The organism is Marinobacter oulmenensis (assembly GCF_014201735.1).
Taxonomy (GTDB): domain Bacteria; phylum Pseudomonadota; class Gammaproteobacteria; order Pseudomonadales; family Oleiphilaceae; genus Marinobacter; species Marinobacter oulmenensis.
Window position 1 is genome coordinate 113,633 of record NZ_JACHFE010000007.1, and the last position, 12,694, is coordinate 126,326.

9 protein-coding genes are annotated in these 12,694 nt (G+C 57.1%); 3 read left to right on the forward strand and 6 right to left on the reverse strand.

The features are described from left to right. Nucleotides 1-63 precede the first annotated feature (63 nt). Nucleotides 64-2,967 carry a bifunctional [glutamate--ammonia ligase]-adenylyl-L-tyrosine phosphorylase/[glutamate--ammonia-ligase] adenylyltransferase gene (gene glnE, locus HNR38_RS13615; protein WP_183705210.1) on the reverse strand — a complete coding sequence of 968 codons (2,904 nt, stop codon included), beginning with the start codon at nucleotides 2,965-2,967 and terminating at the stop codon, nucleotides 64-66. Between the two features lie 80 nt (nucleotides 2,968-3,047). Between glnE and HNR38_RS13620 the strand changes: the two genes are divergently transcribed. Next, entirely contained in the window at nucleotides 3,048-4,223 is a 1,176-nt protein-coding gene (locus HNR38_RS13620; RefSeq protein ID WP_183705212.1) for an ion channel, read from the forward strand. Here the strand turns inward: HNR38_RS13620 and HNR38_RS13625 are convergent. From HNR38_RS13625 to typA, 5 genes are all read right to left on the reverse strand, one after another. Next, nucleotides 4,200-5,060, reverse strand: coding sequence for a CYTH domain-containing protein (locus HNR38_RS13625; RefSeq protein ID WP_183705215.1), 861 nt, complete (start codon nucleotides 5,058-5,060; stop codon nucleotides 4,200-4,202). The two genes, HNR38_RS13620 and HNR38_RS13625, sit on opposite strands and share 24 nt — an antisense overlap. 94 nt (nucleotides 5,061-5,154) lie before the next feature. Further along, entirely contained in the window at nucleotides 5,155-6,207 is a 1,053-nt protein-coding gene (locus HNR38_RS13630) for a porin (RefSeq protein ID WP_183705217.1), read from the reverse strand. Between the two features lie 513 nt (nucleotides 6,208-6,720). Continuing rightward, complete coding sequence (dtd, locus tag HNR38_RS13635; protein ID WP_183705219.1) at nucleotides 6,721-7,170, reverse strand: D-aminoacyl-tRNA deacylase; 450 nt, start codon at nucleotides 7,168-7,170, stop codon at nucleotides 6,721-6,723. A 107-nt stretch (nucleotides 7,171-7,277) separates the two neighbouring features. Then, the gene (gene pip / locus HNR38_RS13640; protein WP_183705221.1) at nucleotides 7,278-8,240 is read right to left on the reverse strand and encodes a prolyl aminopeptidase; all 963 of its coding nucleotides are present in this window, start codon (nucleotides 8,238-8,240) and stop codon (nucleotides 7,278-7,280) included. Between the two features lie 149 nt (nucleotides 8,241-8,389). Beyond that, nucleotides 8,390-10,201 (reverse strand): translational GTPase TypA, encoded by a 1,812-nt coding sequence (gene typA / locus HNR38_RS13645; RefSeq protein WP_183705223.1) that lies wholly within the window; start codon nucleotides 10,199-10,201, stop codon nucleotides 8,390-8,392. 307 nt (nucleotides 10,202-10,508) lie between these two features. Between typA and glnA the strand changes: the two genes are divergently transcribed. Together glnA and HNR38_RS13655 are read left to right on the forward strand one after the other, a co-directional pair. Continuing rightward, nucleotides 10,509-11,912, forward strand: coding sequence for a glutamate--ammonia ligase (gene glnA / locus HNR38_RS13650; protein WP_183705225.1), 1,404 nt, complete (start codon nucleotides 10,509-10,511; stop codon nucleotides 11,910-11,912). A 164-nt stretch (nucleotides 11,913-12,076) separates the two neighbouring features. Then, nucleotides 12,077-12,598, forward strand: coding sequence for a DUF4124 domain-containing protein (locus HNR38_RS13655; protein WP_183705227.1), 522 nt, complete (start codon nucleotides 12,077-12,079; stop codon nucleotides 12,596-12,598). The last annotated feature ends 96 nt before the right edge of the window (nucleotides 12,599-12,694 follow it).

The window sequence follows — 12,694 nt, forward strand, 5'->3', positions numbered from 1 at the left end:
CCTGAATAAGCGTTTTGAGGACCCTCGATTCTAGCAGGAAAAGCCGCCGGAATTGAATTTGCCCTATCCCTCAATCATGACTTTTTTCCACATGGCATGGATAAATTCTCTCTCCTCCCGGAAGGCGTCACCGGCCACCTGACTGTTCAGGTTCTGCAATGCCCGGCGGTGAATGGTGGAACGCAGGGTAATAAAGGTCTCTCGTAGCTGCTCCGTATCTTCAACCGGCAGGATCCCTGCTCGCCCAAGTTCTTCGAGCTGGCGGATGTTGTCACTGTACTGGGTGAGCTCTGGGTGATCAGAGCACCAGGCGAGCATCAGGTACTGGACCATGAATTCGATATCAACCATGCCTCCGGCATCGTGCTTGATGTGGAAGGTTTCGGATTGTTTGCTTCCGGGAGTCCCAAGATTGGCCCGCATTCGTTCGCGCATGCTGACGACCTCATCCCGGAGCGAGGCTCTGTCACGGGACTGGCACAGTATCCGGTGACGAATGGATTCGAAGGCTTCCAGAGTGTCACGACAACCGGCCACACCCCTTGCCCGAGCCAGGGCCTGATGCTCCCAGGTCCAGGCGTCGCTTTGCTGGTATTTCTCAAAAGCCTGCAGGGTGCTGACCAGGAGACCGGAATTGCCCGAGGGACGAAGACGCATGTCGACTTCATAGAGTTGCCCGGAGGGTGTCTGGGTACTGAGGATATGGACAATACGCTGACCGAGACGGGTATAGAACACGGCATTGTCGATGGGTTTGTCGCCGTCAGTGCTCAGTTGCGGGTCCGCCTGGTGGACAAAAACCAGATCCAGGTCCGACGTATAGCCCAACTCGATGCCACCCAACTTGCCATAACCGATGATGGCAAAGTCGGTATCGCAGGCTGAGCCATCCGCCCGTTTCGGGTGGCCGTGACGGCTGACCAGGTTCGCGAAGGCTACGTCCACAACATGGTCGAGCACCACCTCAGCGATCCATGTCAGGTAATCGCTGACCTTCATCAATGGCAGGGTGCCGCGCAGCTCCGAAGCGGCAACACGCAGCACATGGGCCTTTTTGAAGTAGCGCAGCGACTCCATCTGCTCCTCAAGGTCCTCGAACGGAATCCGCAGCATCTGCTGACGCAGGTCATCCTGGAGTTCTTCCTTGGCCGGCGGCGTGTACAGACTCTCGGCGTTCAGCAACTCATCCAGCAGCAGTGGTGTATCCGCCAGCAGACTGGCAATCCAGGGGCTCTCACTGCACAACCGAACCAGTTGGGTCAGTGCGCCCGGGTTTTCCATCAGAAGAACGATATAAGCGGTCCGGCGCAGGATTGCTTCCACCAGTTGCAACACGCGGTCCAGGGTTTCGGAGCTGTTCTCCACGTCCAGCAGCGCATTGAGCAGTTGTGGCATGAACTGGTTCAGCCGCCGGCGGCCCTGGGTCTGAAGGGTCTGGACCGTCCGGCTGTCGCGCAGATCGGTCAGCCGTTTGAGGCTGTTTTCCGGGTCTTCAAAGCCTTTGTCCGACAACCAGGCCAGCGCGGTGCTGTCATCCATCTCAGCCAACCACAGCTCAACACAGCCGTCGTCGATCTCGGACTCGGCTTCGTTTTCGTCGTCGTCACTGGCAATGATGTTGGCGAAATGGCTGGCGACACGGTCACGATGCCCCTGCAAGACCGCCTCCAGGCCCGCCCAGTCATCAAAGCCCATGATCCGGGTCACCCGGGCTCGGGTCAGTTCGTCATCCGGTAAGACCTGAGTCTGCTTGTCGTCCATCCCCTGGAGGGCATGCTCAAGGTTTCTGAGAAAGCGGTATGCCTCAATCAACTCACGCACTACCTGCGAGGGCAACAGTTCCAGCGCTTCCAGCTCCCGCAGAATCACCAGCAGCTCCCGTTGCTGAAGCTCCCTGTCGCGGCCACCCCGTATCAACTGGAAGGCCTGAACGACGAATTCGATCTCGCGGATGCCACCACTACCCAGCTTGATGTTGTTTTCCAGCCCCTTACGACGGACCTCGCGACCGATCATCGCCTTCATCGATCGCAAAGATTCAAACGCGCTGAAATCGATGTACTTGCGATACACGAACGGGCGCAACGTCTCCATCAGCACCTGACCGGCACGCTGGTCCCCGGCCACGACTCGGGCCTTCACCATGGCGTAACGTTCCCAGTCGCGGCCCTGATCCTGGTAATAGGCCTCCAGGGCGGCAAAACTCAGCGCCAGTGCCCCGCTCTGGCCGTAGGGCCTCAGGCGCATATCGACCCGGAACACAAAGCCGTCGGCAGTGATCTGGTCCAGGGCCTGAATCAGCCGTTGTCCCAAACGAACGAAAAACTGCTGGTTATCGAGGGAGCGGCGCCCACCGCGCGTCTCCCCTTTGGAAGGAAACCCGAAAATCAGATCAATATCGGACGATACATTGAGCTCCCGGCCACCCAGCTTGCCCATGCCGAGCACCACCATTTTCTGGGGCACTTCCTCACCGGTAATAACATCCTTGCCCCAGGGCGTCCCGAATTCTTCACAGGCCTGCTCATAAAGCCAGTCGAGCGCACCGTCAATGCAGATATCGGCCAGGGCACTGGCCGCAGCCATGGTTTCCTCAAGTTCTGCCCAGCCCAGCAGATCTCGCCAGATAATCCGGAACTGGCTCTCACGCCGGAACTGGCGCAGCGCCCGATGCAGGTCCGCTTCGCAGTCAACAACATCCATGAAATCGGCCCATCGCTGGGATAACCAGTCCGGGCTTGTGGCCTGGGTCAACCCCCGGACCTCAAGGGACGCCTGAATCTGCTCAGGATGCCGCTCCAGCATCTGGCTCAGAAAGGGGCTCACCGCAACAGCACGGGCGACATCCTGTTCGGGCACATCCCCGGCCAACAACCATTCCGGCATTCCGTCCGGAAACACCGATGACCAGGCCCCGGAAACCTCCTCCGCCAGCACTGCCGGTAACGCCTTCCAAGGCTCAGACATAACGCAAACCCCTGTCTCTCTGTTATATTTCGGGTACTGTATAACGAACACGCCAAGGACTGAACAGGCTCCCCCACTCCATGATGAGAAATCGCCGTCCCCTGAACCCGGAGCACTCCCAGCCTCACCTGCCTATGGGGGAATTGATCCGCAATCGGATAAAGCGGCTTTTTCTCATTCTCGGCGGCCTGGTATGCGCCCAGATCCTGATCCTCTGGGCCGTTGAGCCGCTGAACTTTTTCGAAGCCGTGTGGCTGACCATGACTACACTGGTCACGGTCGGCTACGGTGACTATGCACCCGCAACAGCTTTGGGGCGGATAAGTACCATCGCCCTGATGTTTGTTTCCGCCATCACCCTGCTGACACTCATTGTCAGCGACTACATCGAGTACCGGTTTTACCGCCGGGAACGAATCCTGACCGGACGCTGGGTTTACAAGATGAAAGACCACATTGTGATCATCAACACACCACGCAGTGGCGGCGAGCAGTATTTCATGCGCTTCGCCTCCCAGATACGCTCTGTCCCCGAGTACCACACCACGCCCATCATGCTGCTGACACGGGAGTTCCCGGAAGGACTGCCCGCGGAGCTTAGGGATTGCGGTGTGGTGCATTTTCATGGCTCGGGCACGGATCCCGCAGCTCTGCGAGCGGTTCACATCGGCAGTGCGAAACACATTATCGTGCTCTCGGCGGATGAAACCGATACCTTCTCTGACAGCCTGACCTTTGATATCGCCCACCGATTGACGGAGTCGAATCTGGGATCACACACCACGGTGGAGTGCGTCAGTGACGACAACCGGGCTCGGTTCAAGGCGCTTGGCGTGCGCACGATCATCCGGCCGGTTCGGACCTATCCGGAGATTATGGTCAGGGCCGTGGTGGCGCCGGGGTCAGAAAAAGTCCTCGAGGACATGTTCAACTATGAGCGGGATCACCCACACCGGTACGATCTGGAACTGGATGACCTGATCTGGGCGGACATTGTCAGCGCCCTGGTCCGGCATGGTATCGGGACGGCGCTGGCCTACATTGACCATAACAACGAAGTGGTGTGTCACCCGGATACCAACGCAGAGGTAGAGGGTAAAGGGCTGATTGTACTGGTGCGTTCGGCAGAAACGCCGGAAGTATCGGTCGTGGAAGAGGCCCTGGACCGCTACCGGGAGTTTCTGGCCCAGTGGCGCACCATGCACAAACAGAACGAAGAGAAGCGAAAGGCCTCAGCCGAGGCTGGCGATCGCTAACTGAAGTTCACCAAACCGGGGATTTTCCGCCAGCAAACGCTCAACACTCCCCCCGCTCAACAGTAACTGGCGAGCCGGCAACCAGATGCTCTCCAGCCCGGCCTGTGATACTGACCGATCAACCTGCTGAAGAGCGGCCTCACTCAGGGCCGGCTCTTCCCCGGTTAGCCAGGCCACACTGAGCAGGTGCAGGAACCCGGTAATCGACAGAGGCGTCTCTTCTACAGAGAGGTCAGGCTGGTAGACACCCGCCAGAAAATAGCCCTGCTCGGCCTTGCTGACCAGGTTCAGAAAGACCTGCACGTCAGCAGCCAACCTGCGCGCTTCGGCCATCAGACTCCCGGGGTCACCGGATTTAAGCTCAAACTCCACTTCATGCAGCGGACGGGATAGACCACCGCCAGCCACATGCCCGGAATCCACAGCCACCTCGATGAGGCTTTCCCCGGATTCAAGCATCACCACCTGACGCTGGAAGTCGGTTTCAAAAGCCAGCCGCAAGCCACCAAGATCAATACGCTCATCCAGCGGTGTCTGCGCCAGCAGGGACAGATCGAGTTCGGGCCTGTCCAGATCCCATTCCCACTCCTGACGGTTATGGGCACCGTGTACAAACTCACCCCGGGTTTTCAGGGTCTGAATATACCGGTCGTCGGCCTGTCGCACTCGCAGGGCGGCACGGGCCTTATTCAGAGCAGCCTCAGGGGTATCGTAATATCGGTTCAGCAAGGTTTTACGACCGGCTTCTCGGGCTCCGGGCAGCGCCAGCAACCATTGAAGCGCCTGCTTCTGGGCAGGCTCAGAGACCGTCAGCTTGATTTCAAGTTCCGTCGCCATCTGGGGTTCTCCGGTTTTCAGGGTATCCAGAAACAGAAAAGCCGGTGACCTGAGTCACCGGCTTTCTGATCTACTTGATTAGCCGATGGGCTGATCAGAAGTAGTAAACAGCACCAACGGCTGCGACGGTACGCTCGTCGCTGTAGTCTGTAGCGGCGCTGAAATCGTCATCACCAACTGCGGTGAAGTTATCACCATATACATCGTCGCCGCCACCGAAGTAGCCTTCAGCGTAGATGTACATGTTGTCAGACAGGTGACGCAAAGCCTGCAGAGTCACAGTGCTGCGGTCATCGTCGCCCATTTCGTCGTCATACTGAGCCAGCTCGTAAGACAGGGCAAACTGGTTCTGGCCGATGGCGTAGCTTGCGAAGGCACCCCAGGTGTCGCCGAACTCGTCACGAGTCTGGAACTGACCGGTCAGACGCAGGTCGCCCATGGTGTAGCTGGTACGCAGGCCGTAGGTGTTTTCGTTGTTGATGCTGCCGCCATTGCCGGAGTAGGAAGAACCACCGTCGTTGGAGTCCATAGCAACTGCAACTTCCAGGGCGTCAACCATGTAAGTCGCGGCCAGCTGGTACGGGTAGGACTTCTTGTCGTTATCCCGATCACCATTAACCTGAACCGCGCCGTGCAGCTTGAAGCCGCCGAAGCTCGGAGTGGAGTACTGGATCAGGTCGCCTTCGCCGGTATCGTAAGGACCACCGATGTTCAGGTCAGCGGCTTCGTAATAGTTGGCGATTTCGTCGATAGCGGTTTCATAGGTGGAGTCGTCGGAACCGATCCAGACCTTACCGAACTGGTCGCTTTCCACACCGATGTAAGCTTCATCAAGAGAGCTCAGGCCAGTGCTGTTTGCTTTGTCGTCGGCATTGAATTCCATTTCGGCTTTGAAAAAGCCGGTCAGGCCGGGCGCGATTTCGTGATCGTGTTTGATGCCCAGGGTGGAGCCGTTGTCACGGTGTTCCAACTCGGACGGACCGTTGTCAACGGCGTCGTGAATCAAGGCATACTGGATGTTACCGTAAACCTCGGGCAGGGAATCCATCTTCGCAGCCAGCTCGGAAGCAGACATGGTAGTCTGGCCGAAAGCAGCACCGGAGAAGGTTGCGGCTGCGATTGCAGAAGCAAGAATCGTTTTTTTCATGTTGCGTCTTCCTTTTTGAGTTAACTCAGGTTTTCGACGGGTACAGACCCCGATTTTCATGGCAGAACCGACATAGGCCGACTCCACCGGATTCCTGATTCGGCAATACTTGCCCGGGGCAAGGCCGACATTTCTTTTTCTTGTCCGATCCGGCGACACACCGAACCTTGGATCTCAAACACTTACAAAGCTTTCTTAAAGCCCAAAGTGATGAAAACGTTTTAATACATTACCCGTTTTTTTGCAAATCTTTAATGGCTATTTTTTAGCCTTTTTCGCATCTGATCGACTGCCTGTTATGCCACTCAAACCTTTCAGTTTTATGACACCCTTGTCACCCTTCAGGCACCTGATGGAACAAATTCAGGGCCAACCAGAATAAAAGACTTAAAAATCAACCCACTAACAAAGAGTGACCAGCTTCCCCGACCTGCTCTGGGGCCTCAACCCCGACACTATACGCACTTCCATGAAGCAGAAGGGCAATCCGTGTCACTTTTTTGCGCACTTTCTTCACGCCCCGACTTCAAGCATGAAGGTCACAGGGCCGTCGTTGACCAGCGACACTTCCATATCGGCCCCGAACGCCCCTTCAGCAACGAACTCTTCCGACCACTGCTCACGGGCGGCAACCAGGAACTCCTGATACAGTTTTTCTGCGATTTCGGGTGCGGCTGCCCGGGAAAAACCAGGGCGGGTACCCGAAGCGGTATCAGCGGCAAGTGTGAACTGGGGAACCACAAGCAGAGAGCCTCCTGCATCCTGAACATTCACGTTCATACGGCCCCGCTCATCGGAAAATACCCGGTAGGAAAGAATCTTTTGGCACAAATCCCTGGCCTCATTTGACGTATCGTTCCTTTCAACGCCCAACAGCAACAACAACCCCGGACCAATGCTGGCAATCTGTCGGCCATCCACCTTGACGCTGGCCTGGGAAACACGCTGAATCAGTCCTTTCATTCCGTGCCTGATCGCTCACATACGGGGTTGCGAAAAATTAATCGCGGAAGAGTGTATCGGGCACGCCGAAAGGCCGCAACCCCTCAGATCAAGAAAAAGCGCTCCTGCTACCCGGCTTCACCATTGGCCCGGGCGACCACCGACTCAACACCCCGGATCAGGGCATCCACGATGGCCGGCTCCGAGGCGGAATGCCCAGCATCCCGGATCACCTGAAAATCCGCCTCAGGCCAGGCATTGCTGAGCGCCAGCGCATTATCCATGGGGCAAACCATGTCGTACCGGCCATGGACGATGACGCCCGGTATATCACTAAGGCGACTGGCGTTACGCACAATCTCGTCCGGCTCCAGAAACGCCTGGTTCATAAAGTAGTGGCACTCGATACGGGCAAGCGCAATCGCCACATGGGGATGACCGAAATGCTCCACCACAGACGGGTTGGGATGCAGGGTCGCGCAGCGGCCCTCCCAGACAGACCAGGCCTTGGCTGCCTGTATCTGCTCCAGTTCATTGGCACTGGTCAGGCGCCGATAATAGGCACCGACCAGGTCGTCACGCTCTGACTCGGGAATTGGGGCCAGGAAGTCCTGCCAGTAATCAGGAAAGACACGACTGGCTCCCTCCTGATAGAACCAGTGAATGTCCCGGGGACGACACAGGAAAATTCCGCGCAGCACCAGCCCGAGCACTCGATCCGGGTGACGCTGGGCATACACCAGACTCAGCGTAGACCCCCAGCTACCGCCGAACAGCAACCAGCGATCAACTCCCAGAAAACGGCGAACGGTTTCAAGATCCTCAACCAGGCGGTTCGTATCATTCCCTTGCAACTCCGCCAGGGGCGTCGAGCGCCCGGCACCACGCTGATCCAGCAGGATGATCCGGAACCGCTCCGCGTCAAAAAAACGCCGATGGGAGTCCTCGCAGCCACCACCAGGGCCACCATGGACAACGATGACTGGAATTCCCTCAGGATTACCGGATTCCTCGAGATACAGCTCGTGTGGAGCATCTACAGCCAGTCGGTGCGTTGCGTAGGGTTCGATTTCAGGATAGAGCGTCAACATCGGGAACTCCTTGTGTGGAACACAGAAGAGTCTAACCCAGGTTAGAGGCAGGGGAACAGGAGCCACCCCGGACGCCACAACAGCACTTCCGGGGCCGCTCAGAAATCACCGGGCGGCGGAGAACACCGCCCGGTCAGTCAGCAGCAAGCTCAGGCCTTCTTCGCCCGCTTACGCTCATTCTCGGTGAGAAGTTTCTTGCGAAGGCGAATGGATTGCGGCGTCACTTCCACGAGTTCGTCATCATCAATGAACTCCAATGCCTGCTCCAGCGTGTGCTTGATGGGCGGCACCAGAGCAATGACCTCGTCCTTGCCGGAGGCGCGCATGTTATCAAGCTTTTTACCCTTGGTGGGGTTGATAACAATGTCGCTCTCGCGGCTGTGAATGCCACACAACTGACCTTCGTACACCTCGTCACCGGGCGCCAGGAACAGCTTGCCGCGACTCTGGAGTGTTTCCAGAGAGTAGGTCAGCGCCGTGCCCTTGGCCATGGAGACCAGCACGCCATTCTGACGGGTGCTCATGGCACCTTCCTTGATCGGGCCGTAGTGGCTGAATGTGGATGTCAGGATGCCGCTGCCGGAGGTCATGGTCAGGAAGGCATTCCGGAAACCGATCAGCCCGCGCGCGGGAATCACGTAATCCAGACGGATACGCCCCTTGCCATCCGGAACCATGTTGCTCATCTCGCCTTTGCGCAGCCCCAGTTGCTCCATAACGGGGCCCTGGTGCTGCTCTTCAATATCGACGATCAGGTTCTCGTACGGCTCCTGCTTGACGCCATCCACCTCACGGATGACAACTTCCGGGCGGCCCACCGCCAGCTCAAAGTTCTCCCGCCGCATGTTTTCGATCAGCACCGACAGGTGCAGCTCGCCGCGACCGGACACCTTGAACTTGTCCGCGGACTCACCATCCTCAACCCGCAACGCCACGTTATGCAGGAGCTCTTTCTCGAGCCTCTCCTTGATGTTACGGCTGGTGATGTACTTGCCTTCCTTACCGGCAAACGGCGAATCGTTCACCTGGAAGGTCATGGATACGGTGGGCTCATCCACCGTCAGCGCCGGCAGCGCCTCCACGTTATTCTGGTCACACAGAGTGTCGGAGATGTACAGCTCATCCAGCCCGCTGACACAAACGATGTCGCCAGCCTGGGCATCATCCACTTCAACACGCTGCAAACCGGAATGCCCCATGATTTTGAGCACGCGGCCATTGCGTTTTTTGCCGCTGGCCCCGATCACAGTCACCGGCGTGTTGGTTTTCACCTTGCCACGCATGATGCGGCCGATACCGATCACACCCAGGAAGCTGTTGTAGTCCAGCTGGGAGATCTGCATCTGGAAGGGCCCGTCCGGGTCAACATTGGGCGCCGGCACGTGATCCACGATTGCCTGGAATACCGCATCCATGTTGTCGTCGAGGTTTTCGTGCTCTTCACCCGCGATCCCGTTAAGGGCGCTGGCATAGACAATCGGGAAGTCCAACTGCTCTTCAGTGGCCCCAAGGTTGTCGAACAGATCAAAGACCTGATCCACCACCCAGTCCGGGCGGGCGCCCGGGCGGTCAATCTTGTTGACGACCACAATCGGTCGCAGGCCGGCATCGAAGGCCTTTTGGGTTACGAAACGGGTCTGCGGCATGGGACCGTCAATCGAGTCCACCACCAAAAGAACACTGTCGACCATACTCATTACCCGTTCTACTTCGCCACCAAAATCGGCGTGTCCCGGGGTATCGACAATGTTGATGTTGTAGTCATGCCATTTCAGAGCCGTGTTCTTGGCGAGAATGGTAATGCCACGTTCTTTTTCCTGGTCGTTGGAGTCCATGACACGCTCGTTCTCGAGCTCCTTACGCTCAAGAGTGCCTGACTGACGCAACAACTGGTCGACAAGCGTTGTCTTGCCGTGGTCAACGTGGGCGATAATGGCTACGTTTCTAAGCTTTTCAATCACAACTGGTATCCTGCAGAATTTAGCGGGACGCAGTATATCCGAAAGTCCATGGCGTTAATATGAAGAATAGTGCCTAATAGGGAATGATGAAGGCTGCGCACAATTTTAATGCGAGACCTCAATGCGCGCACCATTTTAGAGCACAACAATAGTGCATTTATAGCGCGCAAGCACCCTGGGCTTTCGGGGAAATCGCACCAAACCCTTGCAGTTGCGCTTTTCTGGCGCAGAAAAAGAAAACTGGCAAGCCGCTTGCTTGAAACTAGGCAACGCAACGAACATGTAATAACCAAACGGAGCATGCACAATGTCCAAAACGATTGATCTCATTAAAGAACACGAAGTGAAGTGGGTTGACCTGCGCTTCACCGACAGTCGTGGTAAAGAACAGCACGTGACCCTCCCGGCCACCGAAGTCGACGAAGATTTCTTTGCCGACGGCAAGATGTTCGACGGCTCCTCCATCTCCGGCTGGAAAGGCATCAACGAATCCGACATGATCCTGATGCCGGACGACGAGACCTCCGTTCTGGATCCGTTCACCGAAGAGACCACCGTCAACATCACCTGTGACATCGTGGAGCCTTCCACCATGCAGGGTTACGAGCGTGACCCGCGCTCTGTTGCCAAGCGTGCCGAGGAATACCTGAAGTCCACCGGCGTTGCCGATGGCGCCCTGTTCGGCCCGGAGCCGGAATTCTTCGTGTTCGATTCCGCCAAATGGAACGTCGACATGAAAGGCGCGATGTATGAAATTCACTCCGAGGAAGCCGCCTGGGTTTCCGGTGAAGACTTCGACCGCAACAACATTGGCCACCGCCCGGGCGTAAAAGGCGGCTACTTCCCGGTTCCGCCGGTCGACAGCCTGCATGACCTGCGTGGCGCCATGTGTGCCGCCATGGAATCCATGGGCCTGGAAATCGAAGTACATCACCACGAAGTCGGTACTGCCGGCCAGTGTGAAATCGGCGTTGGCGCCAACACACTGACCCGCAAGGCGGACGAAGTTCAGATCCTCAAATACTGCGTCCACAACGTGGCTCATGCCTATGGCAAAACCGCCACTTTCATGCCCAAGCCGGTTGTCGGTGACAACGGTTCCGGCATGCACGTTCACATGTCCCTGAACAAGGATGGCAAGAACCTGTTCGCAGGTGACGGCTATGCCGGTCTGAGCGAGATGGCCCTGTACTACATTGGCGGCATCATCAAGCATGCCAAGACCATCAACGCCTTCACCAACAGCTCCACCAACAGCTACAAGCGTCTGGTTCCAGGCTTCGAAGCACCGGTTATGCTGGCCTACTCCGCCCGTAACCGTTCCGCTTCCATCCGTATCCCGTACGTGAACAGCCCGAAAGCACGTCGTATCGAAGTTCGCTTCCCGGATGCGTCCGCCAACCCGTACCTGGCGTTCTCCGCCCTGGTTATGGCCGGCATGGACGGCATCCAGAACAAGATCCACCCGGGCGATGCCATGGACAAGGATCTGTACGACCTGCCCAAGGAAGAAGCTCTTAACATCCCGACCGTGGCAGAGACATTCCAGGAAGCCCTGGAATGCCTGGAGAAGGATCACGAGTTCCTGACCCGTGGCGGCGTGTTCACCGAAGACATGATTCAGGGTTATATCGACCTGAAGCGCGAAGAAGTGGAGCGTCTGAACATGACCACGCACCCGGTCGAGTTCGATATGTACTACTCCTGCTGATAAGCCGCACCATTACGGTGCGCAGGCATCAGCTTTCAGCCCCGCCCCGTGCGGGGCTTTTTTTCGCCTTAACGATATGTAACCGGTTGCAGGAGCCCACCCGTTGCAATGGCAACACACGGCACTGATAATCCGGAAAAGGACTGCAGATACAGGTTATCGTCATGAAAGCACCCCTAGCGTTCGCCACAGGACTGCTGGTACTGGCTACAGCGGCTCACGGAGAGGTTTACCGCTACGTGGACTCCCAGGGTAACGTCACCTATTCGGATGAACCCATTGACGGTGGTGAAGAAGTCAAGGTTAAGCCGGTTACGACCATTACCCTCCCCAAACCGGAAACGGTTCAGGAAACTGAAGAGCTGCGTCAGAAAGTGGAAAAGGAAGGCTCTGTATATCAGAGTCTGTCGTTCAGCTACCCCAGCGACCAGCAGGCGTTCCATAGCGGCAATGGCAATGTGACCTTTGAAGTAAGCAGTAGCCCCGGGCTCCGGGAAGGACATAAGTACGAGGTAACACTTGACGGCCAGCCCGTTGGTCAAAGCACCTCTGGACAGGTCACTGTTAATAATATTGACCGCGGCACCCACAACGCTGGCGTCCACATTGTCGATCCTGAAGGCGTGCAAGTGAAAACCGGAACGCCCATCACCTTCACCATCCACCGTCCCTCCGTTCAGAACTGACTCCTACCTGTCGGACTGACCGGCAAGTCACGGTGCATAGGCGCGCACCATAGTTGTGCGCGCGCGCCATAGTGGTACATACTCCCGAGATCTCGC

Coding starts and splice junctions, on each gene's coding strand:
- glnE (WP_183705210.1), bottom strand. CDS start 2,967: ATGTCTGAGCCTTGGAAGGCGTTACCGGCAGTGCTGGCGGAGGAGGTT.
- HNR38_RS13620 (WP_183705212.1), top strand. CDS start 3,048: ATGATGAGAAATCGCCGTCCCCTGAACCCGGAGCACTCCCAGCCTCAC.
- HNR38_RS13625 (WP_183705215.1), bottom strand. CDS start 5,060: ATGGCGACGGAACTTGAAATCAAGCTGACGGTCTCTGAGCCTGCCCAG.
- HNR38_RS13630 (WP_183705217.1), bottom strand. CDS start 6,207: ATGAAAAAAACGATTCTTGCTTCTGCAATCGCAGCCGCAACCTTCTCC.
- dtd (WP_183705219.1), bottom strand. CDS start 7,170: ATGAAAGGACTGATTCAGCGTGTTTCCCAGGCCAGCGTCAAGGTGGAT.
- pip (WP_183705221.1), bottom strand. CDS start 8,240: ATGTTGACGCTCTATCCTGAAATCGAACCCTACGCAACGCACCGACTG.
- glnA (WP_183705225.1), top strand. CDS start 10,509: ATGTCCAAAACGATTGATCTCATTAAAGAACACGAAGTGAAGTGGGTT.
- HNR38_RS13655 (WP_183705227.1), top strand. CDS start 12,077: ATGAAAGCACCCCTAGCGTTCGCCACAGGACTGCTGGTACTGGCTACA.